This window comes from Pseudomonas sp. S2_C03 (assembly GCF_054668405.1).
In genome coordinates this window covers 2895120-2920732 of sequence record NZ_CP162766.1, presented here as the reverse complement: position 1 = coordinate 2920732, position 25613 = coordinate 2895120, and the positions used below count along the sequence as shown (strand labels likewise).

At 60.7% G+C, this 25613-nt stretch carries 24 protein-coding genes; 13 read left to right on the top strand and 11 right to left on the bottom strand.

Annotated elements, in window-relative coordinates; all coding sequences use genetic code 11:
• The first annotated feature begins 16 nt into the window (after positions 1-16).
• Complete coding sequence (locus AB4N64_RS13275) at positions 17-967, top strand: aldo/keto reductase (protein WP_460126208.1); 951 nt, start codon at positions 17-19, stop codon at positions 965-967.
• Between the two features lie 62 nt (positions 968-1029).
• Entirely contained in the window at positions 1030-1962 is a 933-nt protein-coding gene (locus tag AB4N64_RS13270) for a LysR family transcriptional regulator (protein WP_460126206.1), read from the top strand.
• Positions 1963-2018: 56 nt separating this feature from the next.
• Here the strand turns inward: AB4N64_RS13270 and AB4N64_RS13265 are convergent, their stop codons facing one another.
• Complete coding sequence (locus tag AB4N64_RS13265) at positions 2019-2291, bottom strand: DUF2790 domain-containing protein (RefSeq protein ID WP_460126204.1); 273 nt, start codon at positions 2289-2291, stop codon at positions 2019-2021.
• Between the two features lie 175 nt (positions 2292-2466).
• On the bottom strand, positions 2467-5052 hold the full coding sequence (locus tag AB4N64_RS13260; RefSeq protein ID WP_460126202.1) for a bifunctional diguanylate cyclase/phosphodiesterase: 2586 nt from the start codon (positions 5050-5052) through the stop codon (positions 2467-2469).
• A 749-nt stretch (positions 5053-5801) separates the two neighbouring features.
• Here AB4N64_RS13260 and AB4N64_RS13255 point away from each other — a divergent pair.
• A complete protein-coding gene (locus tag AB4N64_RS13255; RefSeq protein ID WP_460126200.1) occupies positions 5802-6902 on the top strand; it encodes a polyamine ABC transporter substrate-binding protein in 1101 nt (366 codons plus the stop codon).
• A 57-nt stretch (positions 6903-6959) separates the two neighbouring features.
• Here the strand turns inward: AB4N64_RS13255 and AB4N64_RS13250 are convergent, their stop codons facing one another.
• From AB4N64_RS13250 to AB4N64_RS13240, 3 genes are all read right to left on the bottom strand, one after another.
• On the bottom strand, positions 6960-8138 hold the full coding sequence (locus tag AB4N64_RS13250) for a cystathionine gamma-synthase (RefSeq protein ID WP_460126198.1): 1179 nt from the start codon (positions 8136-8138) through the stop codon (positions 6960-6962).
• On the bottom strand, positions 8135-9511 hold the full coding sequence (locus tag AB4N64_RS13245; protein ID WP_460126196.1) for a pyridoxal-phosphate dependent enzyme: 1377 nt from the start codon (positions 9509-9511) through the stop codon (positions 8135-8137). Before AB4N64_RS13245 ends, AB4N64_RS13250 begins: the two co-directional genes overlap by 4 nt.
• Positions 9512-9673: 162 nt before the next feature.
• Positions 9674-11092, bottom strand: a complete 1419-nt coding sequence (locus tag AB4N64_RS13240) for an MFS transporter (protein WP_460126194.1) — start codon at positions 11090-11092, stop codon at positions 9674-9676.
• Positions 11093-11216: 124 nt separating this feature from the next.
• Here AB4N64_RS13240 and AB4N64_RS13235 point away from each other — a divergent pair, with 124 nt between their 5' ends.
• Complete coding sequence (locus AB4N64_RS13235; protein WP_460126192.1) at positions 11217-12107, top strand: LysR family transcriptional regulator; 891 nt, start codon at positions 11217-11219, stop codon at positions 12105-12107.
• 13 nt (positions 12108-12120) lie between these two features.
• Here AB4N64_RS13235 and AB4N64_RS13230 read toward each other — a convergent pair whose 3' ends face one another.
• Positions 12121-12381: a hypothetical protein gene (locus tag AB4N64_RS13230; RefSeq protein ID WP_460126190.1), complete on the bottom strand. Its 261-nt coding sequence runs from the start codon at positions 12379-12381 to the stop codon at positions 12121-12123.
• Positions 12382-12703: 322 nt separating this feature from the next.
• Between AB4N64_RS13230 and AB4N64_RS13225 the strand changes: the two genes are divergently transcribed.
• On the top strand, positions 12704-13789 hold the full coding sequence (locus tag AB4N64_RS13225) for a hypothetical protein (RefSeq protein ID WP_460126188.1): 1086 nt from the start codon (positions 12704-12706) through the stop codon (positions 13787-13789).
• Between the two features lie 2 nt (positions 13790-13791).
• Positions 13792-14145 (top strand): DUF1428 domain-containing protein, encoded by a 354-nt coding sequence (locus AB4N64_RS13220; RefSeq protein ID WP_460126186.1) that lies wholly within the window; start codon positions 13792-13794, stop codon positions 14143-14145.
• A gap of 12 nt (positions 14146-14157) precedes the next feature.
• On the opposite strand, the gene AB4N64_RS13215 is transcribed toward AB4N64_RS13220, so the two are convergent.
• The gene (locus tag AB4N64_RS13215; RefSeq protein WP_460126184.1) at positions 14158-14352 is read right to left on the bottom strand and encodes a hypothetical protein; all 195 of its coding nucleotides are present in this window, start codon (positions 14350-14352) and stop codon (positions 14158-14160) included.
• A 60-nt stretch (positions 14353-14412) separates the two neighbouring features.
• On the opposite strand from AB4N64_RS13215, the gene thpR reads away from it, so the two are divergent.
• Positions 14413-14940 (top strand): RNA 2',3'-cyclic phosphodiesterase, encoded by a 528-nt coding sequence (gene thpR, locus AB4N64_RS13210; protein ID WP_460126182.1) that lies wholly within the window; start codon positions 14413-14415, stop codon positions 14938-14940.
• A 218-nt stretch (positions 14941-15158) separates the two neighbouring features.
• Here thpR and AB4N64_RS13205 read toward each other — a convergent pair whose 3' ends face one another.
• The 4 genes from AB4N64_RS13205 to AB4N64_RS13190 all read right to left on the bottom strand — a co-directional run bounded on the left by AB4N64_RS13205 (position 15159) and on the right by AB4N64_RS13190 (position 19154).
• Positions 15159-16043 carry an ABC transporter permease subunit gene (locus tag AB4N64_RS13205; protein WP_460126180.1) on the bottom strand — a complete coding sequence of 295 codons (885 nt, stop codon included), beginning with the start codon at positions 16041-16043 and terminating at the stop codon, positions 15159-15161.
• Positions 16040-16921 carry an ABC transporter permease subunit gene (locus AB4N64_RS13200; protein WP_460126738.1) on the bottom strand — a complete coding sequence of 294 codons (882 nt, stop codon included), beginning with the start codon at positions 16919-16921 and terminating at the stop codon, positions 16040-16042. The genes AB4N64_RS13205 and AB4N64_RS13200 overlap by 4 nt, the downstream gene beginning before the upstream one ends.
• Before the next feature lie 29 nt (positions 16922-16950).
• Positions 16951-18093: a polyamine ABC transporter ATP-binding protein gene (gene potA, locus AB4N64_RS13195; RefSeq protein WP_460126178.1), complete on the bottom strand. Its 1143-nt coding sequence runs from the start codon at positions 18091-18093 to the stop codon at positions 16951-16953.
• A 299-nt stretch (positions 18094-18392) separates the two neighbouring features.
• Positions 18393-19154 (bottom strand): gamma-glutamyl-gamma-aminobutyrate hydrolase family protein, encoded by a 762-nt coding sequence (locus tag AB4N64_RS13190; protein ID WP_460126176.1) that lies wholly within the window; start codon positions 19152-19154, stop codon positions 18393-18395.
• Positions 19155-19434: 280 nt separating this feature from the next.
• Here AB4N64_RS13190 and AB4N64_RS13185 point away from each other — a divergent pair, with 280 nt between their 5' ends.
• The 6 genes from AB4N64_RS13185 to AB4N64_RS13160 all read left to right on the top strand — a co-directional run bounded on the left by AB4N64_RS13185 (position 19435) and on the right by AB4N64_RS13160 (position 25598).
• A complete protein-coding gene (locus AB4N64_RS13185; RefSeq protein WP_460126174.1) occupies positions 19435-20811 on the top strand; it encodes a glutamine synthetase family protein in 1377 nt (458 codons plus the stop codon).
• Between the two features lie 151 nt (positions 20812-20962).
• The gene (locus tag AB4N64_RS13180) at positions 20963-22453 is read left to right on the top strand and encodes an aldehyde dehydrogenase (protein ID WP_460126172.1); all 1491 of its coding nucleotides are present in this window, start codon (positions 20963-20965) and stop codon (positions 22451-22453) included.
• Between the two features lie 55 nt (positions 22454-22508).
• On the top strand, positions 22509-23792 hold the full coding sequence (locus AB4N64_RS13175; protein WP_460126170.1) for an NAD(P)/FAD-dependent oxidoreductase: 1284 nt from the start codon (positions 22509-22511) through the stop codon (positions 23790-23792).
• Between the two features lie 247 nt (positions 23793-24039).
• Entirely contained in the window at positions 24040-24588 is a 549-nt protein-coding gene (locus tag AB4N64_RS13170) for a cupin domain-containing protein (protein ID WP_427623468.1), read from the top strand.
• Between the two features lie 33 nt (positions 24589-24621).
• Positions 24622-25053 carry a hypothetical protein gene (locus tag AB4N64_RS13165; protein WP_460126168.1) on the top strand — a complete coding sequence of 144 codons (432 nt, stop codon included), beginning with the start codon at positions 24622-24624 and terminating at the stop codon, positions 25051-25053.
• A gap of 101 nt (positions 25054-25154) precedes the next feature.
• On the top strand, positions 25155-25598 hold the full coding sequence (locus AB4N64_RS13160) for an NUDIX hydrolase (protein ID WP_460126166.1): 444 nt from the start codon (positions 25155-25157) through the stop codon (positions 25596-25598).
• Positions 25599-25613 lie beyond the last annotated feature (15 nt).

Below are 25613 nucleotides of genomic sequence, written 5' to 3'. Positions count from 1 at the left end.
ACAGTGGGGTAATCACATGTCTTATGAAGCGTTTCACGATGAACTTCGCGATACTCGGTTTCCTCTGGTCAACGGCTCAGGCCGGATGCCGGCCGTAGGGTTCGGCACGCTGTTCCGCGACCTGAGTGTCACCACCCAGGCCATCACCCACGCCCTGGCCGCCGGGTTTCGGCATTTCGATTGCGCCGAACGTTATCGCAATGAAGAGGCCGTCGGCGTTGCTTTCAAGCAGGCGCTCGACGGCGCAACGATTCGCCGCGAAGAACTGTTCATCACCACCAAGCTGTGGAACACCAACCACCGTCCCGAGCGGGTGCGAGCGGCGTTCGACGCCAGTTGTCGGCGTCTTCAGGTCGACTACATCGACTGCTACCTGATCCATACGCCATTTGCCTTTCAACCTGGGGACAACCAGGACCCGCGCGATGAGCAGGGCAACGTCATCTACGACGCCGGCGTGACCCTGATCGAAACATGGAGGGCGCTGGAGCAACTGGTGGACGAAGGGCGGTGCAAGGCGATCGGCCTGTCGGATATCACCCTGCCTGCGTTGCAAGACATTGTCGCCCAGGCGCGGATTAAACCCTCGGTGGTGCAAGTCGAGTCCCATCCCTATTTGCCGGAGTGGGAGTTGCTGGAGTTCTGCAAGGCGCATGGCATCATCGTCCTGGCGTTTGCTCCGCTGGGCCACGGCATGCAACCCAATGTCCTGGAGGATGAAGTCATCACTGGCATTGCCCGACACGTACGGAAAACCCCGGCACAAGTGGCGCTCGCCTGGGCGGTGCAGCGTGGCACGGCGTTTTTGACCACGTCGGCGACACCGAGCCATATTCGTGAGAACTTTGATCTGTCCACCTTGCCACAGCGGGCGATGCTGGAAATCAAGGAGGACATCACCACGCGGATACGCTTCAATTCGGTAGTGGAAACCGGCGTTCCGGGATTTATCCCACGCAAGCAATAATCGGAGGCGAGCAGGGCGGCCTTCTGAAGGTCGTCCTTTTTCATTCTCCCGCGAGGCAAGCGATGGACATTTTCCAGACCATGCGTTTTTTCGTTGCCGTCGCGCAAAGCGGCAGCTTCACGGCGGCGGCGCAGGTCCTCGACACCACCACGACCAACGTGTCCAAGGCAATCACCGGCCTGGAAGCCAGGCTGCAAACGCGCCTGATCAATCGGACTACCCGACGCCTGGCGTTGACCGAAGCCGGGGTCCGCTACCTGCAACGCTGTGAGGTTATTCTCGATCAGGTGCGCGAAGCCGATGACGAAGCCGGCACGGCGCATACCACGCCGATGGGGCGGCTGAAGATTCATGCGATGTCGGCCATCGGCAATCACTATGTGATCGATGCCATCGCTCAATACCGCGAGACACATCCGACGGTGATGTTCGACCTTGCCCTGACCAATCGCATACCCGATTTGCTGGAGGAAGGCTACGACATGTCGATCGTGCTGGCCCGGGACTTGCCCGATTCGGGGTTTGTTGCGCAACGGTTGGGAACGACCTACAGCATCCTCTGCGCCTCACCCGATTACCTGCGCAAACGGGGCTGTCCCCAATCGCCGCAAGCACTGGCGGGGCACGATTGTCTGAGGATCGTGAACACGGTCATGCCGGTGGACAGCTGGATGTTCGAAGGGCCCGAGGGCATGGAAACCGTGAACCTGGCGGACTCGCCTTTTCACGTCAATACCGCCGACGCGATGACGGTGGCCATCAGTCACGGGATGGGCATCGGGATTCAGCCGATTGCTTCTGCGGTCGCAGGCTTGAAGGCGGGAACGTTGGTGCGGGTATTACCGCAGTATCACTTCGAGGAGTTCAACCTGTACGCGATTTACCCGTCGCGCAAGTTCGTTGATGCGAAAATCAGGACCTGGGTGGAGTTTCTCAAGGGCTGCATGCCCCTGTTGCTGGCGGCGGATGAACAGGTTGTGGGTGCATCAGGTTAACGTCTTGCGGCAAGCGGCAGGCATGGAGTGTCGACCCTCCAGCATCCGCACGTTGATCAACCGGCCGAGCAGCCCGTGCCCATCACTTGATACTTCAGGATGTGGCGTTTGCCCTGCGAGTCCTCGTAGGTCATCTGCGCCGGGACGGGTGCACACTCGTTGGCGATTTCCGAGACGCTGATGACCTTCTGTATGTCGAGTTTCATACCGTAGTGGTAAGTCTCAACCGAGGCCGGATGACCCTCAGTTTGAGTGGAATCATCAGCGGAAAATGCCGGCGCGGCAGCGGCGGCGAATGCAACCAACATCAATGCTTTGAACACGTTCATGGTCTTGACCCTCGATCGATTTCAGTGAATGTCCCAGGAGCGCTGTGCGCTGAAGCATTGGCTCTTGGGGTGAAATCGATGCTAGGGGGTTACCTCGTTTGCAAACAGCGCCCCGCTGGACAAACACTGTTGCCGAAATCAACAAGTATCCGCAGGGGGGCAGATCCCTACATTTTCATGAAGGGGTCCTGGCTGCCTGCAACAGCTCGGCAAAGTCGTCCTTATCAATGGGGCGGCTCATGAAGTAACCCTGAACTTCATGGCATTCATCCGTGCCGAGGATCTCCAGTTGCTCCTCGGTTTCCACGCCTTCAGCGGTCACCGTCAAGCCCATGGCCTTGCCCAGACCAATGATCGCCTGCACTACGGCCCGGTCATTGCTGCCGTTGCTCATCGACGCAATGAAGCGTTTGTCGATCTTGATGCCGTCGAAAGGGTAGGCGCGCAAGTAACCCAGGGATGAGTACCCGGTACCGAAGTCATCCATGTTCAGACGCACGCCCAGCTCCTTCAGCGCGACCATGGTCGCCAATGCGCCATCGGTGTCGTTGAGCATGACGTTTTCGGTGATTTCCAGTTCCAGGCGACTGGCCGGGAATCGGGTGGCGACCAGTACCTCGCGCACATCCTCGACCACATCACTGCGAGCGAATTGTGCCGGCGACAGGTTGACCGACAGCAACAATTCACTTGGCCAAGTCAGGGCGGTCTCACAGGCTTCGCGCAACACCCAGCGACCCAGCGGAACGATCAGGTCGGTCTGTTCGGCCAGCGAAATGAAGCGGTCCGGACCGAGCAGGCCTTCGGTCGGGTGCTGCCAGCGTACCAGCGCTTCCACCGAGACGATCTGCTTGCCGTCCACCTTGTACCTGGGTTGGTAATGCAATACCAACTCGTTGTTGCCGATGGCCTGGCGCAGATCGGTTTCCAATTGCCGACGCTGATGGATCTGCTCGCTCATGTGGGCTTCAAAGTAACTCCAGGTATTCTTGCCCTGCGCCTTGGATTGATACAGGGCGATGTCCGCGCAGCGCAGCAACTCGGCGGGCACATGACCCTGACGCCGGCTTAAAGCGATGCCCAGGCTGGCGCCGACATGCAGGGAGTGGTGTTCGTAGGGGATCGGCTCATGCAAGCTGGCCACCAGTCGGGCGCAGAACTTGTCGACCTCTGCGTGACTGTCCACGCCGTGCAACACCACGACAAATTCGTCGCCACCGAGCCTGGCCACGATGTCGTGGTCACGGGTGCACTCGCGCAGACGTACGCCGATTTCCTGTAAAACCGCGTCGCCGGCGGGGTGTCCCAATGAATCGTTGATGGGCTTGAAATTGTCCAGGTCGATCATCAATACGGTCAGCGGTGCAGCCTGGTCCTTAAGGTGCAGGGCTTCTTCAAGATAACGTGCGAGCTTATTGCGATTGGGCAGGCCGGTCAGCGCGTCGTGCAGGGACAGATGCTGAATCTGGGCATGCGCGGCGACTTCATCAGTGATATCGCTGGCGGTTCCCCGGTAGCCAATGACGGTATTGCGGTCAATGATCGGCCGTGCCGACACTCGGCAAAAACGCTGCTGTCCCAGATGATCCCGGTACAGGCAGCGCAGATCGCTGGTGTCGGTTTCTTCTTTCAATTTGCTCAACCACAAGCTCAGTGGGGTGGTGTCGCAGAACAGCAGCTTTTCGAGGTTTTGCCCCAGCCATTGTTCTCTGGGGAAGCCGGTCACCGCGCTGAATCGTTCGGAGAGGTAGGTGATCGACTGGCCTATGTCGACTTCCCAGATCCAGTCCGATGCCGCTTCAGCCACCGCGCGAAAGCGCTCTTCACTGGCTTCCAGCGCGTTATTGGCACTTTCCAATGCCCGATTGGAGGTCTGCAACTGCTCGTAGCTGGAGTCGACGTAATGTGATGAGCGCAGCGCATGTCGAAAGAAATAGGCGGTCAGCAACATCAGCACCACAAAGGCGCCACCCAATGGCGGGAGCAGAGACCACAGCAGATGGCGGCCGGGTCGCTCCAGTTCGGCGATCAGGCTGTACCCCGTGCTGTCCAATGGCACGTTGGGCTGCTCGGGTGTGAGCGTCGTATCCTGGATCAGGTTCAGGTTGTGCAGCCCGTAGCTGCTGCCCATTTTGCGAAGTTTGGTCGGGGTCCACTGATCGACGAACACCAGGACCGAAGCGTCCATGCGGTCGCCCAACGGCCGCTCGTCATTGGGGATCACCGCTGCGAATGTCACGAGCGCGGGCCAGCCTTCGAACAGCGTGAAAGTATTGATGGGTTTGCTCAGGTCCGGAAGGTTACGGATCTGTTCGATCAGCTTGTCGGCACTGGTGTGCAGGTACTCGGAGATCTGTGCGTTGACCCATTGCCCACGCACTACCGCATATTGCGTGCCTTTGCGATTGATGACGAAAACGCCCTCGTACCCATCGGAGGTGAATAGCGTTTTGCCCATGTTTTGGTCAACGTAGGCCCAATCGGTGTCGACGACCCCATTCAAGTGGTCGTAGGCCGTGGTCCAGTAGGCATAGCTGGTGATGTAGTTTTTGGATGTGGTAATTCTGTTTTCCAGTGCGCGCGCGGCGTAGAACCGGGTCTTGGCAATATCCTGCGCGTCGAGCTGGCGAGCGATGCTGAATAGCGCGCCGAAGGCCACGCAAACACCGGCCAGGAACAGCAGGCCGATTGCGAGAGCGAGTTTCTGCGTGATGTTTTTTTGCCGGGTGGGCGCATGGATAGTGGGTGCGGTGGGCGGCATCGTCTTCGTCCTTGATTCGTTGTCTCATCATCTAGAGGGGCGGTGAGCGTCGATGTTCCCTGAGAGTCAGCGAGAGCCGGCAACTCGCGTTTTTTGGCGCGTGATACAGCTTGAAGAATCGAATCGATCTAAAGATCGGCCTTCACGGCTGCGCGTATGGGCTAATCTTGCAGATGTAGGTGAAGACGCAGACTGATGCGCAAGCGGATGGCAAGGACACGTGGGGCGCGTCCCGAAGGGTACACGGTTAGAAAGATCTCCGCGCTGAGATCCAGCCCTTATGCCGTGTGAAGCACCTGAGCACATTGCCTGGTGTGAGAGGCCTGAGAAACCTTGTAAGCCGGAGACCAGCACCGGCCACCTACTTAAACCAAAGCCCGCCTTGTGCGGGCTTTGACGTTTTTGTGCGTACTTCCCAAGTGTATTCCTTCCCCTGTGGGAGCGTGCTTACCCGCGATGGGGGCACTACAGTCGGCCTCTTCATTGACTGATCAGCCGCCATCGCGGGCAAGCCCGCTCCCACAGTGATTCCATTACCAAGGACATCCTTTTTGGCCATATCGATCCCCTTTTGGCCGACCTCGCACTATGAAACCCCACACCCCGTCAGCAAGAATCGAAGCCACATCGCTGTCGCTGCACGTTCGCCAAACCACAACTAGAATCCTGTTTTCATTGCCTTGGGGCAATTTCAAGACCTGCCGTGTACAGAACATAAAAACCAACGCGACACACTTGGGGAATTCTTCATGGTCACGATGAAACGCATACTGGGCGCCACTGTTTGTGGGCTGACGCTACTGGCCAGCGCCGTGCAGGCCAAGGATCAGGAGCTGCGGGTTTACAACTGGGCGGACTACATCCTGCCGTCGGTCCCCAAGGATTTCGCCCAGAAAACCGGGATCAAAGTGACCTGGGACACCTTCGACACCAACGAAGCGCTGGAAGCCAAGTTACTGACCGGCAACTCCGGCTACGACCTGGTGGTGCCATCCAACCAGTTCATCGAAACCCAGATCAAGGCGGGTGTCTTCCAGAAACTGGACAAGTCCAAGCTGCCGAACTGGTCCCACCAGGATCCGGCGTTGCTCGCGCTGCTGGACAAGAACGACCCGGGCAACCAGTACGGTGTGCCCTACATGTACGGCACCGTGCTGATCGGCTTCAACCCGGCCAAGGTCAAGGCGGCGCTGGGTGACAACGCGCCAGTGGATAGCTGGGACCTGGTGTTCAAGCCCGAATACATGGAAAAGCTGAAATCCTGCGGCGTGGCCATGCTCGATTCGCCGTCGGAGATCCTGCCGATTGCCTTGCAGTACCTGGGCCTGGACCCCAACAGCCAGAAGCCTGAAGACTACGAAAAAGCCAAGGAATTGCTGATGAAGGTGCGCCCGTACGTCACCTACTTCAACTCCGCCAAGTACATGACCGACATTGCCAACGGTGACATCTGCGTCGCCATCGGTTATTCCGGCAGCTTCTACCAGTTTGGCAACCGCGCCAAGGAAGCCGGCAACGGCGTGGTGGTCGACTGGCGGTTGCCGAAGAGTGGGGCGCCAATCTGGTTCGACACCTTCGCCATTCCGAAAAGTGCGAAGAACGTCGAAGAAGCCCACGCGTTTCTCAACAACCTGATGGACCCGAAAGTCATCGCGCCGATCAGCGATTTCCTTGGCTACCCCAACGCCAACAAGGATTCGCTGCCGCTGATCAACAAGGAAATCACCGGCAATCCGAACCTCACGCCGACCCCTGAGGCTCTGAAAACCCTGTACGTCGTGCAGCCGCTACCGCAGAAAATGGAGCGGGTACGGACGCGGGTCTGGACCAGCATCAAGTCGGATAAATAACAGACAACCCACGCCGCCCCCTGTAGGAGCGAGCATGCTCGCTCCCACAGGTTCATGTCATATTTTCGCCAACGCCTGCGCCAGGTCGGCGCGCAAATCCTCCACATCCTCAACCCCCACCGACATCCGCACCAACCCATCGCCAATGCCCAATTGCGCACGCGTCTCGGCGGGAATGGTGGCGTGGGTCATGATGGCCGGGTGTTCGATCAGGCTCTCCACGCCGCCCAGGCTTTCGGCCAGGGCAAAGATCTGCACGTTTTCCAGGAAGCGCCGCGCGCCCGCCAGATCGGTGTTCAGGTCAATGGAAATCATTCCGCCAAAACCGCGCATCTGCCGTTTCGCCAGTTCATGCTGCGGGTGTGAAGGCAGGCCAGGATAATAGACACGCGCCACCTGGGGTTGGCTTTCCAGCCATTGCGCCAGCTCCAGCGCATTGCTGCAATGACGCTCCATGCGCAGCGCCAGGGTCTTCACCCCGCGCAAGGTCAGGAACGCGTCGAACGGGCCCGAGATCGCGCCAATCGAGTTTTGCAGAAAGCCCAGGCGTTCGGCCAGTTCGGGGTTGTTGCCCACCACCGCAATGCCGCCGATCACATCGGAGTGGCCGTTGAGGTATTTGGTGGTCGAGTGCAGCACGATGTCGAAACCCAACTCCAGCGGGCGCTGGATCCACGGGCTGGCGAAGGTGTTGTCGGCCACGCAGATAATGCCGCGTGCGCGGCAGAGACGGGCGACGGCGGCGAGGTCGGTCAGGCTGAGCAGCGGGTTGCTCGGCGTCTCGACCCAGACCATGCGTGTGTCGTCCTGCAACGCGGCCTCGAAGTTCGACAGGTTGGTCAGGTCGACGAAACTGAAACGGTGCCCGGCGCTGCGCTTGCGGACCTTGTCGAACAGACGGAAGGTGCCGCCATACAGGTCGTTGCCGGAAACGATGTGCGAGCCGGCGTCCAGAAGCTCCAGCACCGTGGAAATCGACGCCAGCCCGGAGGCGAAGGCGAAGGCCTGGGTGCCGCCCTCAAGGTCAGCAACGCAACGCTCCAGGGCAAAACGCGTCGGGTTGTGCGAGCGACCGTAATCGAAGCCCTTGTGCACGCCGGGGCTGTCTTGCAGGTAGGTGGAGTTGGCGTAGATGGGTGGCATCAATGCCCCGGTGGTCGGGTCTGGCGCTTGCCCGGCGTGGATCACCCGCGTGGCGAAGGCGCGTGGTGTTGCGTTCTCATCGTGTTGACTCATGCAAGGGATCTCCGCAAATGATTGAGCAGGTCGACGCGGGTGATCAGGCCATGAAAGCCTGCGGCGTCGGCGATGATCGCGACCAGGCCGCGATCGAGTTCCACCTGCAACTCGGCCAGGCTGGCGCTGGCGGGCAGGGTTTCCACTTTGTCGGTCATTGCGCTGGCCACGGTCAAGCGAAAGTGCGTGGGATCCTCCCGCATGCCCAGCAAAATGTCGGATTCGTCGATCACCCCAACCAGTTTCCGACCGTCCGCCAGTACCGGCAACTGCGACACGTCCGCCAGGCGCATGCGCTGGAACGCGGTCAACAGGGTGTCGTCGGGGCTGACGCTGACCACACGACCGTCCTCGAAACGCCGGGCGATCACGTCGCGCAAATCACCGTAGGGTTTGCGCTTGAGCAAGCCCTGGTCGTTCATCCATTGATCGTTGTAGACCTTGGAAAGATAACGGGTGCCCGTATCACAGACGAAGCTGACCACGCGTTTAGGCTCGGTTTGCGCGCGGCAGTAGCGTAACGCGGCGGCCAGCAGGGTGCCGGTGGACGAGCCGCCGAGAATGCCCTCGGCGCGCAAAAGTTGGCGGGCGTGATCGAAACTTTCCTCGTCGCTGATCGAGTAGGCGTGGCGTACGCTGGAGAGGTCGGCGATCGAAGGTATGAAGTCCTCGCCGATGCCTTCCACCGCCCACGAACCGGGGGTGGGCATGGTGCCACTGCGGCTGTATTCGGCCATCACCGAACCCACGGGATCGGCCAGCACCATTTCCAGGTCCGGTTGTACCCGCTTGAAGAACCGGGTCAGCCCGGTCAACGTACCGGCAGAACCGACACCGACGACGATGGCATCGACGTCATGCTGGGTTTGCGCCCAGATTTCCGGTGCGGTGCTGCATTCATGCGCCAGCGGGTTGGCCGGGTTGTTGAACTGGTCAGCGAAGAACGCGCCGGGAATGTCCAGGGCCAGCCGTGCGGCGACGTCCTGGTAATAATCGCGGTGGCCCTTGCCGACGTCGGAACGGGTGATGTGCACTTCGGCGCCCATGGCCTTGAGGTGTAGCACTTTCTCGGTGGACATCTTGTCCGGCACAACCAGGACCACTCGATAGCCTTTGGCACGACCAACCAGGGCCAGGCCCAATCCGGTGTTGCCGGCGGTGGCTTCGACGATGGTGCCGCCGGGCTTCAACCGACCGTCGCGTTCTGCGGCGTCGATCATCGCCAAGCCGATTCGGTCCTTGATCGAACCGCCGGGGTTCTGGGATTCGAGCTTGAGAAACAGCGTGCAGGGGCCGGTATCGAAGCGGCTGACACGCACCAGCGGCGTGTTGCCGATCAGTTCGAGGACGGCAGGGCGGGATTCAGTCGGCATGGGGTCAACTCCTTCGTGAACCAGGGCACTGCTTGGACCATAGGCCGCGAAGACGCCCCCCGCAACCTGGCACGGCCAACGGTCGCCCACCCGCACCGCCCCCCTGTAGGAGCGAGCTTGCTCGCGATGCGGTGTGCCAGTCACCATTTGAATCGAATGACACTACGAATCGCGAGCAAGCTCGCTCCTACAGGAGAGTGCCAGCGCCAACAGGATCAACCCAAAAGCCACCCCATACGTCACCCGCATCCCATACCCAATCGCCTGCGGCGAGGCGCTGGCAACCTCGGCGGTCTGTGCGGCGAAGGCGAACACCGCGCCCATCACCGACGCTCCGGTGATCAGACCGAGGTTGCGTGACAGGCTGATCATGCCCGCGACGACGCCACGCCGGTCAGCCGTCACATCGCTCATGATCGTTGTATTGTTTGCGGTCTGGAACACGGCGTAGCCAAGGGTCAGCACCACCATCGGCACCACGTAACCCGCAATACCGACCGTCTGTGGCAACAGCGACAGCGCCAGGCAACCGAGCGCCATTGCCACCAACCCCGCCGTGGTCATGCGCTGGGCGCCGAACCGGTCGGCGACGCGCCCGGCTGGCAGTCCGGTAACCGCCGCCACGCAGGGGCCAACCGCCAACACCAATCCGGTCACCATCGGCTGCAACCCAAGACCATGGGCAAGATAGAACGGCCCGATGACCAGCGTCGTCATGATCACCGTCGCCACGAGCGTGCTCATCGCCAGGCCGCCGCTCAGCACCGGATTGCGAAACAGCGTCAGGCGAATCAGTGGCGAAGCCACCCGGGTCTGGGCGAATACAAACAAACCCAGGCCGACCGTTGCACCCAGCAGCAACGCCAGGTTCATGGCCGCAAAATGCCCCCGCCCCAAGGTTACCGCGAGCGCATAGGCGGCTAATGTCATGGCCAGCAGCGCCGTGCCGATCAGGTCGAAACCCTCGTGAACAGCCGTCGCGCGAGGGCGATCGGCGGGCAGGAAGCGATAGGCAAGAAACCAGCCCAGCGCGCCCAGGGGAACGCTGACCAGGAAGATCGCCTGCCAGCCAAACCCTTCGATCAGCAGCCCACCCAATGATGGCCCTGTCGCGGTGCCAATCGCCGACATCGTCCCCAGCAGGCCCATCGCGCTGCCGGTTCTCTCCCTGGGCACCGTGGCGCCGGCAAACGCCATGGTCAGCGCCATCATCGCCGCTGCGCCGAGACCTTGCACTGTCCTGGCCCCGATCAACCAGCCCAGCGTCGGCGCCAGGCTGCACAGGAGGGAGGCCAGGGAAAATACCGCAATGCCCGTGAGCAACAGGCGACGACGACCGACCAGGTCGCCCAGCCGGCCGGTGCTGACGATCAGCGTGGTGATGGCCAGCAGGTAGGCAAGCACCACCCACTGCACCTGCTGGAAGCTCGCATCGAACACCTGCGCCAAGGTGGGCAGGCCGACGTTGGCAATGCTGGTGCCCAACGAAGACAGCAACATCGACAGCGAAAGACTGACCAATGCCCAGCGCACGGCGGGTGTTTGCGGTGCGCTGTCTGCGGTGGCGGTCGTCGACTTCATTGGGCGTCTCCTGATGGGCGATGAGTGCTATCGGAAATCTACGCCCGCGCCTAACATGGCGGAAGGCGCATCGTTTGCACTTTACTCGTGCATCCAGCGCCATCTCACTTTCAAGGGGCGAACGATGTCCACTCCCGATTTCAACTTGCTTGTGACGCTGAATGTGCTGCTGACCGAGGGCAGTGTGGCGAGGGCGGCGAAACGCCTTCGGCTTAGCCCCTCGGCCATGAGCCGGGCGCTGGCCCGGCTGCGGGAAACCACCGGCGACCCTTTGCTGGTGCGCGCCGGACGCGGTTTGGTGGCCACGCCGCGTGCGCAGGAGTTGCGCGAGCGGGTCGGTTTTCTGGTGCAGGAAGCCGAAGCGATGCTGCGCCCGGCGCAACAGCCGGACCTGAGCCAACTGGTGCGCACCTTCACCCTGCGCACCCGCGAAGGCTTTGTCGACAGCTTTGGCGCGGCGCTGATTGGCCGGGTGGCCGAGCAGGCGCCGGGCGTTCGTCTGCGTTTCGTCGGCAAGCCGGACAAGGACAGCACCGCGCTACGAGAGGGCAGTGTGGATCTGGAGACCGGCGTGGTGGGGGATTCTGCAAGCCCCGAGCTACGCACCCAGGGGTTGTTTCGTGACCGTTTTATTGGCGTGGTGCGCGCAGGGCATCCGCTCAGCAAGGGGGAGATAACGGCCCAGCGATTTGCTGCATGCGGCCACGTTGCAGTATCCCGGCGCGGTCTGGACAAGGGGCCGGTGGACGAAGCGCTGGCACAATTGAACCTGCAACGGCACATCGTGACCTCGGTCGCAGGCTTTTCCACCGCGCTGGCGCTCGCTCGCACCACCGACTTGATCGCCACCATCCCGGCGCACTACACCGAAAGCCTGCGCACAGGCATGCACAGTTTCGAGCTGCCGATTTCGCTGCCGCCCTTTACAGTGGCGATGCTCTGGCATCCGCGCATGGACGCGGACCCTGTGCATCGCTGGTTGCGCGGCTGTGTGCGGGAGGTCTGCGGGCAGTAAACCCTGACGAACATCAGAAGGTGAACGAGCGCGACCCTTGCCTGGCCAGTTCGACATCCAGCAGATGTTCGGCCAGTACGTCGTTGAGGAAGCGAAACTGATCGTTGAGCCCGACCACTTCATTGCTGAAGTGATGGGTAGCGGCAGGCATCAGCAAGTCGTCGAATTGCTTGTTGAACACCAGCGAGCGGGTTTTGCGCGAGACCACCTGTTGCGAGTAGTAGTTCTTGCCGAAGACTGGAAAGCTCACGGTGAGATTGACGATGTGGATCATTACGCGCACTCCTCGGTCAGGACGTACCACGCGAAAACACTCAGCGTGATGGCTGTCAGGGCCAGGCAGGTCAAAAGATGAATCAGCATGATGGGCCCCTCCAGTTGGGGTGTGTGTCGGGTTGAGTTCGATCCTACGCTGACGGTGGCGGGGCGGAAGGCATTCGTGGCGATTGTGAATATCGATGGGGGTGATGGTTGGGGTTTGGGCTGTTCTTGCCGGCCCCATCGCGGGCTTGCCCGCGATGAGGCCCTTACATACACCCCAAAAACCCCAGAGCTATACTTCATCTCACCCCCTACCCACCGTGGACGCCGCGACCTTGAACCCGCGTTCGCTGTTCGTCGCCGTGCTGATCATCCTGGCCGGATGCGCCACGACTTCGCGCGCGCCACCGCCATCGCCGCCAGTGATCATTTCGCAAGGCACCTGGCAGCAAGTCGACCGGGACATTGTCGACGCCTCGCGTTCGGCGACCGAGCAGACCAGGATCTACAGCCGTGGCGCCATGGAGTACTGGCGAACCCGTGTCTATCAGTTGACCGAAGAGAACTTCATCCCCTGGTTCAGCAGCTACTGGACCCAGGAATGGCTGTCGATGAAGGTCAGTTGGTACACCATCAGCGCCCAGGGTGAGCAGGATGCCTCCGCCAGGCGCCTGGCCGACTATTTGCTTGAGGAATATCAGGAGCGTGTGCTCAACCCGGTCGCGGTTGAAATCGACCCTGACCAGATTCTTGCCCTGTCCACGGCGTTCTACGTCGACATCCTCCAGGAAGAACTGCAGAAAATCTCCCAGCGCTACGGCGTGCCCATGGCCCAACTCAACGGGCGCCTGCAAAAAGTCCCGGCCATCGCCCTCGGCCCACCGCCCGCTCGGGACGCTTCGTTGTATCAAGTGGTGCACACCCAGCCGCTGAACACCTTGCCGGCGTACGCGGCGCTGATCGACAAGATCCACAAGGCCGGTGGCGACAAGGGCGTTGATAACACGAACACCGCGATGGCGCCGGTGGCCAGGCGCGCCAGCCAACGCATGGAAGCGGAAATGGCACCGCGTGGCGCGGCCAGTGCGGTGGCGGCGGCTGCCGGCAAGCTTGCCGGGGGGCTGATTACCGTGGGCGTAGCGGGGATTCGCGCGCTGATCCAGGCCAGCGACCGCCCCGACAGCGAAGCACTGATCCGAAGCAGCCTTGGCAACACCTTCGATAAGGCCTGGATAAAACTGGTGCAGAACCCGACGACAGGCGTGATGGCCGGGACGTTGTACATGGCAGGGCAGATCGAGGGCAATCTGGCAGGCAGTGCCGAAGTGCCGTCGGTCAGTTCGGGGGGCGGCACTGTCGATTGGAGCCCGCCTGAAGCGACTAACCAGCAGTTCGACCCTCAACCCTACGCTGGAGAATGACCATGGCCTACGTTGATGGCTGCGTGATTGCAGTGCCCACCGCCAACCGCGTTAAATTCGAACAACATGCAAAAACCACCGCCGCGATCTTCAAGGAGAACGGCGCTCTGAGCATTGTCGAGTGTTGGGGCGAAGACGTGCCGGATGGCAAAGTGACGTCGTTTCCCCAGGCAGTGAAACTCAAGGCCGACGAAACCGTGGTGTTTGCCTGGATCGTCTGGCCGGACAAGGCGACCCGCGAGGCCGGCATGCAGAAAATGATGGCTGACCCGCGTATGCAGAATGACGTTAACCCGATGCCATTCGATGGTCAGCGAGTGATTTTCGGCGGCTTCGACATCCTCCTGCAGGCCTGACCGGGGGCAGGATCACTCCGGCGTCGGAGTGATCCTGCAACTCTTGCGGTTACGGATCTCGCTGTCGGTCGGGCGCACCCTGACAAATTCGAAACGCGGCTCACCTTCGCTATAGTGAACCAGCCAGCCCCATTCCAGCTCTGACTCCTTCTGTCCCGGTTGCGGTGGGTTGGCCCACCATGGCTCTTTGCTGATGATTTCTCGCATGGCCCTGTCCCGTTCATTCGAATGCTTGAACTATAACGTGCATGTCAGGAGGTGCCAGGCGTGAGCGACGAAACCCGCGAGCCGATGAAACGGCTGTTCTTTGCCTTGGGCTGCGCGCCCGAGCAGCGCAAGGCCATTGCCCGTTGGCGTGGCGAATTGCGGCTGCGTCACGGGAAACCGGTCCCGGCAGAGAATTTTCACCTGACTTTGTTGTTCCTGGGGGCGGTGGAAGTGGGGAAGATTGGCGAGATCTGCACTGCCGTGGGCAAGGTCCAGACACCGGGCGTGTTGAGGGTGGCGCTGGATCGAGTCGATGTCTGGCGTCGTGCCGGGGCATTGGTGCTGGCGTGCGAACAGCCGCCGCCGGCGTTGTTGCGCCTGGCGTATGCGCTGGAACAGGCGATGTTGCCGTTCGGGTTGGAAGAGGCACCTAAAGAGTTCAGGCCGCACCTGACCTTGATGCGCGATTTTCGCGAGCCGGTGCCTGAGTCGGCGACGCCGCCGGAGTTCTTCCTGCGGGCCGACCGGTTTGCCCTGTTCGAATCGCACAAGGGCCGTTATCGGGCGCTGGCCGAATGGCCCCTATAAAAAAAGGCGCCCGAGGAGGGCGCCCAAGCTCACCTTAACCGAGGAAGCCAGGTGAGGCCGTTCTGCAGAGAGAGTGCAGCGGTGGTAAGGCGCTGCGTGAACGGAAAACATAGGGTCCTGCTGGGCTCATCGCGAGCAGGCTCGCTCCCACAGATATTGTGAGCGCCGCGAGACCCTGTAGGAGCGAGCTTGCTCGCGATAGCAATCTCAAATCGGCACTACGCCGTCGCAGGTGCTGCCTGTTTTGCGGCGGGTTGCCAGGCTTCGCTGGCGGTCTGGTCCATGGCTTCCTGGATCGCCCGCTTACGGGTGGCCTCGGCGCGGCGACCGAAATACCAGACCAGGAAGGTCACCAAAGACACCGCGAGCAGGATCAGGCTGGCCACGGCGTTGATCTCGGGCTTCACGCCCAGGCGCACCGCCGAGAACACTTCCATCGGCAGGGTGGTGGAGCCCGGGCCCGAGACGAAGCTGGCCAGCACCAGATCGTCCAGCGACAGGGCGAACGACATCATGCCGCCCGCCGCCAGGGAGGGGGCGATCATCGGAATGGTGATCAGGAAAAACACCTTGAAGGGTTTCGCCCCCAGGTCCATCGCCGCTTCTTCAATGGACAGGTCCAGCTCACGCAAGCGCGAGGACACCACCACCGCCACATAGGCGGCGCAGAACGTGGTGTGGGCGATCCAGATGGTGACGATGCCACGTTCCATTGGCCAGCCGATCAGTTGCGCCATGGCCACGAACAGCAGCAACAGCGACAGACCGGTGATGACTTCCGGCATCACCAGCGGCGCGGTGACCAGGCCACCGAACAGGGTGCGGCCCTTGAAGCGGGTGACGCGAGTCAGGACGAACGCCGCCAGTGTGCCCAGCGCCACGGCCGCCACCGCCGTGTAGCAGGCGATCTCCAGTGAGCGCAACACCGAGCCCATCAGTTGCGTGTTGTCGAGCAAACCGGTGTACCACTTCACCGACCAGCCGCCCCACACCGTCACCAGTTTCGAGGCGTTGAACGAGTAGATCACCAGGATCAGCATCGGCAGGTAAATGAAGGCAAGCCCGAACACCAGCATGAACGTTGAAAAACTTGCGCGTTTCATCCCCGACCCTCCATCTCTTTGGCCTGGCTACGGTTGAACAACAGAATCGGTACGATCAGGATCAACAGCATCACCACCGCCAGGGCAGACGCCACCGGCCAGTCGCGGTTGTTGAAGAACTCCTGCCACAGCACGCGGCCGATCATCAGGGTTTCCGGGCCGCCCAGCAGTTCCGGAATCACAAACTCGCCCACCACCGGAATGAACACCAGCATGCAGCCGGCGATGATGCCGTTCTTGGCCAGTGGCACGGTGATCTTCCAGAAATTGTTGAAGTTGCTCGAGCCCAGGTCTGACGCGGCCTCCAGCAAACTGTGATCGTGCTTGACCAGGTTGGCGTAGAGCGGCAGGACCATGAACGGCAGGTAGGCGTAAACCACTCCGATATAAACGGCGGTATTGGTATTGAGGATCTCGATCGGGTGACTGGTCAGCCCGGTCCACATCAGGAACGCGTTGAGCAGGCCGTTGTTGCTCAGAATACCCATCCACGCGTAGACACGTATCAGGATGGCGGTCCAGGTCGGCATCATGATCAACAGCAAGAGGACGTTTTGCGTGTCCTTGCTCGTTTTGGTGATCGCGTACGCCATCGGGAAACCGATCAACAGGCACATCAGCGTGCTGAGAAACGCCACTTTCAACGAGCCGAAGTAGGCCGAAATGTACAGTTCATCCTCGGTCAGCATCAGGTAGTTGCCGACGTTCATGAACAGTTGCAGCTTCTGTTCGGCGTAGGTGTAGATCTCGGAGTAGGGTGGGATGGCCAGCGCCGCTTCCGAGAAGCTGATCTTCATCACCAGGAAGAACGGCAACAGGAAAAACAGGCACAGCCACAAAAACGGAATGCCGATGACGATCTTGCGGCCGCTGGGCACAAAACGCATGAGTTGCTGGCGATGAGTACTCATGAGCGCAGTACCACGCCGCTGTCGTCTTCCCACCACACGTAGACCTGGTCGTCCCAGGTCGGTCGCGCGCCACGGCGTTCGGCGTTGGCCATGAACGACTGGACGATCTTGCCGCCTGGCAGCTCGACGTAGAACACCGAATGCCCGCCGAGGTAGGCGATGTCATGGACCTTGCCTGCCGACCAGTTGTAGCGGAAATCCGGCTGGGTGGTGCTGACCAGCAGTTTTTCCGGGCGAATCGCGTAGGTGATCGACTTGTCTTCCACTGAAGTACTGACGCCGTGGCCGACGTAGATCTTCTGCTCCAGGTCCGGGCTGTGGATGATCGCGTGGCCTTCAAGGTCTTCCACCACGGTGCCGTCGAAGGCATTCACGTTGCCGATGAATTCACAGACCATGCGGCTGACCGGTGCTTCATAGATGTCCACCGGGCTGCCGATCTGGGCGATCCAGCCCAGGTGCATGATCGCGATGCGCTGGGCCATGGTCATGGCCTCTTCCTGGTCGTGGGTCACCATCACGCAGGTCACGCCGACGCGCTCGATGATTTCTACCAGTTCCAGCTGCATTTGCGAACGCAGCTTTTTGTCCAGAGCGCCCATCGGTTCGTCGAGCAGCAACAGCTTGGGGCGCTTGGCCAGGGAGCGGGCGAGGGCCACGCGCTGGCGCTGGCCGCCGGACAGTTGATGGGGTTTGCGCTTGGCGTATTGGGTCATGTGCACCAGGCGCAGCATCTCTTCCACACGGGCGTCGATCTCGCTGGCGGGCAAACGGTCCTGCTTGAGACCGAAGGCGATGTTCTGCGCGACCGTCATGTGCGGGAACAGGGCGTACGACTGGAACATCATGTTGATGGGCCGCTCGTACGGCGGCATGTCGGTGATGTCCACGCCGTCGAGCAGGATCCGTCCTTCGGTCGGGCGCTCGAACCCGGCGAGCATGCGCAGCAGGGTCGATTTGCCAGAACCCGAACCGCCGAGCAGGGCAAAGATTTCGCCCTGATGAATCTCCAGGGAGACATCATCCACTGCGATGGTTTCGTCGAATTTCTTGGTGACGCGGTCGACTTTCACCAACACCTTTTTCGGTGATTGGTGACCTTCAAGGGCCTTCCTGTAAGTGCTGGAGGCGTTTGCCATGTGAAACTCCCAACAGGTCGTCGGGCCAACGCGGCCCGGCTTAATAGGTGATTGCAAACCCCCAACACCCCCCTGTAGGAGCGAGCATGCTCGCGATGGATGTCCAGACACCGCGGGCATCCAGGCCGCCAGCGTTATCGTTGGCGGCCATCGCGAGCATGCTCGCTCCTACAGGGGGCGGTGTTTCTCTCGGGTTTGCCTGGGTCGTACTTTTTGTTGTTGATGCGGTTTGTTATCGCCAGAAACCGGCGCGCAAAGGCACGCCCGTTCCTCACGGGGGCAGTAAAGGGTTTGGATACTTAGCGAGTCTTACGCAGCGCGGCCCGTCGCCGGCAGGCATCACCGAACGCCTGGAAAATGCTGAGGTAAGGCGGGTTCGACAGCACCTGCCATTCCGGATGCCATTGCACGCCGACGGCAAAGGTCGGGCTGTGGTCCACCGAAATCGCCTCGATCAAGCCATCTGGCGCAATCGCTTCAACCCGCAAGCCTGGCGCCAGACGGTCGATGCCCTGGCTGTGAATCGAATTGACCATGAACTCGGCTGGCAATTGCAGCTTTTCGAACACGCCACCGGGTTGCACCGTGACCGCATGCGCGGGGGCGTATTGCACCGCCAGCTCCGGGCTGTCGGCTTCGCGGTGATCGAGCATGCCAGGCAGTTCGTGCACCTTCTGGTGCAGGCTGCCGCCGAAGGCCACGTTCATTTCCTGGAAGCCTCGGCAGATGCCCAGTACCGGAACGCCGGCGGCAATCGCGGCACGCAGAAGAGGAAGGGTGGTGGCGTCCCGCGCCGGGTCGTGGTCCGTGCCGGGGGCGCTGGCCGCGCCTTGATAGTGGTAGGGCTCCACGTTCGAGGGCGAGCCGGTCAACAGCAGACCGTCGAGATGGGTGAGCACTTCGGTGATTTCCGTCAGTTCACCCAGGGAAGGAATGACCACTGGCATCCCCAATGCGGCAACACTGACAGCACGCAGGTATTTGTCGCCGCTGATGTGGTAGGGGTGCAGGCCAATCTGTTTGACGCATGCAGTAACGCCGATCAATGGCTTGAATGCCATTTTTATCACCTCGAAGTTTGACACTTGAACGAGCTTTTCCGGAGCTTAGCCTTGTTGATTTTAATTGACAACTGCCATGTAAAAAATTCTAAACGCCGCACGTCGGATCCTCAGGATTTGCGCCGTGTTCCAGATCGATTTGATGTTTCTGTCCGCTGAAAAGCCCAGAAAATAAAGGGTGAAAGGGTGGGTGTTCGCTATTGACTTCACTTTGCCGTTCGGGTTGACTGGCTCGGCGAAAGTGCGGTGAACATAATAATTAACAGCTAATAGGTGCATCATGTCGGTCCCTCTGCGTACCGTTCAACTCAACGAAGCAAACGCATTCCTTAAGAAATATCCTGAGGTTTTGTACGTCGACCTTCTGATTGCGGACATGAACGGTGTGGTGCGCGGCAAGCGCATCGAACGCACCAGTCTTCATAAGGTGTACGAAAAAGGCATCAACCTGCCGGCGTCGCTGTTTGCCCTGGATATCAATGGCTCCACGGTGGAAAGCACCGGCCTGGGCCTGGACATCGGTGACTCCGACCGGATCTGTTTTCCCATCCCCGGCACCCTCAGCATCGAGCCCTGGCAGAAGCGTCCGACCGCGCAACTGCTGATGACCATGCATGAACTGGAAGGCCAGCCATTCTTCGCCGACCCACGCGAAGTGCTGCGCCAGATCGTCAGCAAGTTCGACGACATGGGCCTGACCATCTGCGCCGCGTTCGAGCTGGAGTTCTACCTGATCGACCAGGACAACGTGAACGGTCGTCCGCAGTCGCCACGCTCGCCGGTTTCGGGTAAGCGTCCGATGTCGACCCAGGTGTACCTGATCGACGACCTCGACGAATACGTCGATTGCCTGCAAGACATCCTCGAGGGCGCGAAAGAGCAGGGCATCCCCGCTGACGCCATCGTCAAGGAAAGCGCCCCGGCGCAATTCGAAGTGAACCTGCATCACGTCAACGACCCGATCAAGGCGTGCGACTACGCGGTATTGCTCAAGCGTCTGGTGAAGAACATCGCCTACGACCACGAGATGGACACCACTTTCATGGCCAAGCCGTATCCGGGTCAGGCGGGCAACGGCCTGCACGTGCACATTTCGATCCTCGACAAGGCCGGCAACAACATCTTCGCCAGCGAAGACCCCGAGCAGAACACCGCGCTGCGTCACGCCATCGGGGGGGTGTTGGAAACCCTGCCTGAGCAAATGGCGTTCCTGTGCCCGAACGTCAATTCGTACCGCCGTTTTGGCGCGCAGTTCTATGTGCCGAACTCGCCGAGCTGGGGCATCGACAACCGTACCGTAGCGGTCCGTGTGCCGACCGGTTCTCCGGATGCCGTGCGCATCGAGCATCGCGTGGCCGGTGCCGACGCCAACCCGTATTTGCTGATGGCGTCGGTGTTGGCCGGTATTCACCACGGCCTGACCAACCAGATCGAGCCGGGCGCCCCGGTGGAAGGCAACAGCTACGAGCAGAACGAGCAAAGCCTGCCGAACAACCTGCGCGACGCCCTGCGCGTGCTCGACGACAGCGAGGTGATGGCCAAGTACATCGACCCGCTGTACATCGATGTGTTTGTGGCGTGCAAGGAAAGCGAGCTGGCCGAGTTCGAAAACTCGATCTCCGACCTTGAGTACAACTGGTACTTGCATACGGTCTGAGCCATCCACGCCCCCCCTGTAGGAGCGAGCATGCTCGCGATGGTCGTCAACGATTACGTTGGCTGCCTGATACCCCGAGGTGTCTGGAACACCATCGCGAGCATGCTCGCTCCTACAGGTAGGTACCCAACAAATTCTGTGTGAGTCCCCCATGACCATGACCCGCAACGACTGGGAACAACGCTTCCAGTCCCTGACCCTCGAAAGCCGCGCTTTCATCGACGGCGAATACCGTCCAGCCATCAGCGGTGCCACCTTCGAATGCACCAGCCCGGTCGACGGCCGTTTCCTGGCCAACGTCGCGAGCACCGACGAAGCCGATGCCAACGAAGCTGTGGCCGTCGCTCGTCGCACGTTCGAATCCGGCGTCTGGGCCAACCTGGCCCCGGCAGAGCGCAAGCGCACGCTGATCCGCTTCGCCGACCTGATCCTCGCCCACCGCGAAGAGTTGGCCCTGCTCGAAACCCTCGACATGGGCAAGCCGATCAGCGACTCGATGAACGTCGATATCCCGGCGACCGCCAACGCGATTCGTTGGACTGCCGAAGCCATCGATAAAATCTACGACGAAGTCGCCCCTACGCCACAGGATCAACTCGGCCTGGTCACCCGCGAACCCGCCGGCGTGGTCGCGGCCATCGTGCCGTGGAACTTCCCGTTGATCATGGCGAGCTGGAAATTCGCGCCTGCGCTGGCGGCCGGTAACTCGTTCATCCTCAAGCCTTCGGAAAAGTCGCCGCTGACCGCGATTCGCATTGCCCAACTGGCGTTGGAGGCCGGCATTCCAAAGGGCGTGTTCAACGTTCTGCCCGGCTACGGCCACACCGTCGGCAAGGCGCTGGCGCTGCACATGGATGTCGACGTGTTGGCGTTTACCGGTTCCACCGCCATCGCCAAGCAACTGATGGTCTACGCCGGACAGAGCAATATGAAGCGCGTCTGGCTGGAGGCCGGCGGCAAGAGCCCGCACGTGGTGTTCGCCGACGCGCCGGACCTGCGCGTGGCGGCCCAGGCGGCCGCCAGCGGCATCGCCTTCAATCAGGGTGAAGTCTGCACCGCCGGTTCGCGCCTGCTGGTGGAACGTTCGATCCGTGATCAGTTCATCCCGTTGTTGGTGGAAGCGCTCAAAGCCTGGAAGCCGGGCCATGCCCTGGATTCGGAAACCACGGTCGGCGCCCTGGTCGACCAGCGTCAATTGGACAATGTGCTGCGCTACATCGACATCGGCCGGCAGCAGGGCGCCGAGCTGATTGCCGGTGGCCAACGCACGTTGGAAGACACCGGCGGCCTGTACGTGGAGCCGGCGATTTTCGACGGCGTGACCAATGCCATGACCATCGCTCGCGAAGAAATCTTCGGCCCGGTGCTGTCGCTGATCACCTTCGATACCGTTGAAGAAGCGCTGGCCATTGCCAACGACAGCATCTTCGGCCTGGCGGCCGGTGTGTGGACCAGCAACCTGAGCAAGGCCCACACCTTCGCCCGTGGCTTGCGCGCTGGCAGCGTGTGGGTCAACCAATACGACGGCGGCGACATGACCGCGCCGTTCGGCGGGTTCAAGCAGTCGGGTAACGGTCGTGACAAGTCGCTGCACGCGTTCGACAAGTACACCGAGCTCAAGGCGACCTGGATCAAGCTCTGACACCTATAAGAAAAGCGAGGTCGCCGGCACCTTCCGGCGGCCCTCGGAGAAAACCATGAAACAAGCCCACGTAAACAGCTACTACGCCGCCACCCGCCACTTCACCGGCGATTTTCCTGTGCTCGAGGAAGCGATGGATTGCGATGTCTGCATCATCGGCGCCGGCTATACCGGTCTGTCCTCGGCCCTGTTCCTGGCCGAGGCTGGCTACAGCGTGACCGTGCTCGAAGCCGCCAAGGTCGGCTTTGGTGCCAGTGGTCGCAACGGCGGTCAATTGGTCAATTCCTACAGCCGCGACGTCGATGTCATCGAAGCGCGCTATGGCGACAAGACCGCTGAAGTGCTCGGCAGCATGATGTTCGAAGGCGCCGACATCATTCGTCAGCGCATACAGCACTACGACATCCAGTGCGACTACCGTCCAGGTGGCATTTTCGCCGCGCTGAACAACAAGCAGCTCAAGGGCCTTGCTGAGCAGAAAAGCAGCTGGGAGCGCTACGGCAACAGGAACCTGACGATGCTCAGCGCCGCCGATATCAAGCGCGAAGTGGGCTGCGACAACTACGTCGGTGGCCTGCTGGACATGCAGGGCGGCCACATTCACCCGCTCAACCTCGCCCTGGGCGAAGCGTCGGCCATCATTGGCCTGGGCGGCAGGATTTTCGAACAATCGGCGGCGGTGGACATTACCTACGGCGAGCCGATCACCGTTCGCACGGCCAAAGGTGCAGTAAAAGCCAAATACCTGCTGATCGCCGGCAACGCCTACCTGCCGCAGGGCCTGGACAACCGCGTCACCGCCAAAAGCATGCCGTGCGGCTCGCAGATCGTCGTCACCGAGCCCTTGACCGAGCAGCAGGCGCGCAGCCTGATCACCCACAATTACTGCGTTGAAGACTGTAACTACCTGCTCGACTACTATCGCCTGACCGCCGATAACCGTCTGCTGTACGGTGGCGGTGTGGTCTACGGCGCCCGCGAGCCGGACGATATCGAGCAACTGATCCGCCCGAAAATTCTCAAGACCTTCCCGCAACTCAAGGACGTGAAGATCGACTACCGCTGGACCGGCAACTTCCTGCTGACCATGTCCCGCATGCCGCAATTTGGCCGTATCGAGAAAAACGCCTACTACATGCAGGGTTACAGCGGTCACGGGGTTACCTGCTCACACCTGGCCGGCAAACTGATCTCGGAAATGATCCGTGGCGACGCCGAACGCTTCAACGCCTTCGCCTCGCTGCCGCACATGCCGATGCTCGGCGGCCGCACCTTCCAGGCCCCGCTGACGGCGATGGGCGCGGCGTACTATGCGTTGCGTGATCGTTTCGGTATCTGATTTTGTGGGAGCGGCGGTGCGACGATTCGACTTGCTCGCACCGCCGCTCCCACAGTGGATCTCCAGTGAATGAAGGATCCGGGGCTACCTGCAACCCACCACTCATCGAACCTGCTGGCCAACTCCCACAAACGTGATTTAATACCCGCCTTCACATTACCGGGACAGGGAAAGCGGCACTCTCGCGACCAAGCGTCGCCCGCCATCCACCCCCATAACCCTTAAGTTCTACTTGCATAAGGCTGTCATGGATACGGGCTCACGACTCAAACTGGTACGCGAAAGCTACAAACTCTCCCAACGCGAACTCGCTCGCCGCAGCGGCGTGACCAACGCCACCATTTCCCTGATCGAACAGAATCGCGTCAGCCCCTCGGTCAGTTCCCTGAAAAAACTGCTCGAAGGCATCCCCATGTCCCTGGCGGACTTCTTTACCTTCGACCAGCCCCCGCGCGAGCACCAATACGTGTTTCGTGCCAACGAACAACCGGACCTGGGCCGTCACGGCCTGCGCCTGCTCCTGATCGGCGCCTCCGTCCCCAGCCGCCAGATGCGCCTGCTGCGCGAGCAATACGCCCCGGGCGCCAGCTCTGGCGAAGAGCCCATCGTCCACGCCGAAGGCGAGGAGTGCGGCCTGGTCACGCGCGGAACCGTCGAGCTGACCGTAGACGGCCAGATCAGCGTGCTCAACGCCGGTGACGGCTACTACTTCCCGACCACCTTGCCGCACAAATTCCGCAACATCGGCCAGGACGAGGCGGAAATCATCAGCGCCAACACGCCGGCGAACTTCTGAACTGACGACCCTGGTCCAAGGAAGGGGGCGCTCATGAATGCGCGAACGTTTCGCTACTACCTCTGGGCCTGGCCGGCGGTATTTGTCACGTCGGCTTTTTACAGCGTGATGCTGGTTGGAGGGCTCAAGCTGTTCTTTGGCGTGGATGGCGTGTACCTGAACGTTGCAGGGTTTGGCTCCTACGCGGTCTTTTGTCTGCTGGGCTTGTTTTACTTCGTGCCGAGAATGAAAAAGGATGAGTTTGGCGAGAGCGCTCATGGTCAGTTCACAAGTGTCGCCGCTTCCAGGGTCGCCATTTTCGTGGGGGGCTGGATCGGCACGGTCTTGAGTGCCCCAGTGATTGACCACGTCGGATTGTTAAGCGCGATGCCGAGGTGGTTGGCGTTGAGTATGTTATTCGCTGTGTTTGCCATCGCTGTTGAGATTTTCAGCCACTACCATTGGAAGCCGGGCCAAAGGCGTTGACCGGCCCGAGTGAAGACGTTAACCGCTGATTCCATTTGCTCTGATGCTCCAGGAAAAGCCAGAATCCGCGCCCGGTTTTTAAGGAAAATGGAATTCAACACATGACCGCACCACGCATCCGCGCTCTGGCACTCTGCATTTTTCATCACGACGGCAAGATTCTGGTCAACGAGGCTGTCGATCCCGTCACGCAACGCTCATTCTTCCGGCCCATCGGTGGCGGCATCGAGTTCGGCGAAACCAGCGCCCAGGCCATTGAGCGTGAGGTGCAGGAAGAGCTCGGCTTGGCCATCACCGATATTCGCTTGCTCGGTACGCTGGAAAGCCTGTTCACCTACGCGGGAAAGCCCGGGCACGAAATCGTGCAGGTTTATGATGCGAGGTTTGTGGATGGCAGCGTTTATGAACGGCTGCACCTGGATGGCCAGGAGAGCAATGATGCGCCGTTCGTTGCGAAATGGTTGCCGTTGGAACGGTTTACGGATGAAGCGCCGTTGGTTCCGGAGGGGCTTGGTGCTTTGCTGAAAAAGCTGGCACTGAAGTGATGGGGCTAGCGAAAC

Coding starts and splice junctions, on each gene's coding strand:
- AB4N64_RS13205 (WP_460126180.1), bottom strand. CDS start 16,043: ATGAAACGCGCAAGTTTTTCAACGTTCATGCTGGTGTTCGGGCTTGCC.
- AB4N64_RS13180 (WP_460126172.1), top strand. CDS start 20,963: ATGACCATGACCCGCAACGACTGGGAACAACGCTTCCAGTCCCTGACC.
- AB4N64_RS13265 (WP_460126204.1), bottom strand. CDS start 2,291: ATGAACGTGTTCAAAGCATTGATGTTGGTTGCATTCGCCGCCGCTGCC.
- AB4N64_RS13245 (WP_460126196.1), bottom strand. CDS start 9,511: ATGCCGACTGAATCCCGCCCTGCCGTCCTCGAACTGATCGGCAACACG.
- potA (WP_460126178.1), bottom strand. CDS start 18,093: ATGGCAAACGCCTCCAGCACTTACAGGAAGGCCCTTGAAGGTCACCAA.
- AB4N64_RS13250 (WP_460126198.1), bottom strand. CDS start 8,138: ATGAGTCAACACGATGAGAACGCAACACCACGCGCCTTCGCCACGCGG.
- AB4N64_RS13185 (WP_460126174.1), top strand. CDS start 19,435: ATGTCGGTCCCTCTGCGTACCGTTCAACTCAACGAAGCAAACGCATTC.
- AB4N64_RS13255 (WP_460126200.1), top strand. CDS start 5,802: ATGGTCACGATGAAACGCATACTGGGCGCCACTGTTTGTGGGCTGACG.
- AB4N64_RS13220 (WP_460126186.1), top strand. CDS start 13,792: ATGGCCTACGTTGATGGCTGCGTGATTGCAGTGCCCACCGCCAACCGC.
- AB4N64_RS13170 (WP_427623468.1), top strand. CDS start 24,040: ATGGATACGGGCTCACGACTCAAACTGGTACGCGAAAGCTACAAACTC.
- AB4N64_RS13240 (WP_460126194.1), bottom strand. CDS start 11,092: ATGAAGTCGACGACCGCCACCGCAGACAGCGCACCGCAAACACCCGCC.
- AB4N64_RS13175 (WP_460126170.1), top strand. CDS start 22,509: ATGAAACAAGCCCACGTAAACAGCTACTACGCCGCCACCCGCCACTTC.
- AB4N64_RS13190 (WP_460126176.1), bottom strand. CDS start 19,154: ATGGCATTCAAGCCATTGATCGGCGTTACTGCATGCGTCAAACAGATT.
- AB4N64_RS13165 (WP_460126168.1), top strand. CDS start 24,622: ATGAATGCGCGAACGTTTCGCTACTACCTCTGGGCCTGGCCGGCGGTA.
- AB4N64_RS13260 (WP_460126202.1), bottom strand. CDS start 5,052: ATGCCGCCCACCGCACCCACTATCCATGCGCCCACCCGGCAAAAAAAC.
- AB4N64_RS13230 (WP_460126190.1), bottom strand. CDS start 12,381: ATGATCCACATCGTCAATCTCACCGTGAGCTTTCCAGTCTTCGGCAAG.
- AB4N64_RS13235 (WP_460126192.1), top strand. CDS start 11,217: ATGTCCACTCCCGATTTCAACTTGCTTGTGACGCTGAATGTGCTGCTG.
- AB4N64_RS13270 (WP_460126206.1), top strand. CDS start 1,030: ATGGACATTTTCCAGACCATGCGTTTTTTCGTTGCCGTCGCGCAAAGC.
- AB4N64_RS13160 (WP_460126166.1), top strand. CDS start 25,155: ATGACCGCACCACGCATCCGCGCTCTGGCACTCTGCATTTTTCATCAC.
- AB4N64_RS13215 (WP_460126184.1), bottom strand. CDS start 14,352: ATGCGAGAAATCATCAGCAAAGAGCCATGGTGGGCCAACCCACCGCAA.
- AB4N64_RS13275 (WP_460126208.1), top strand. CDS start 17: ATGTCTTATGAAGCGTTTCACGATGAACTTCGCGATACTCGGTTTCCT.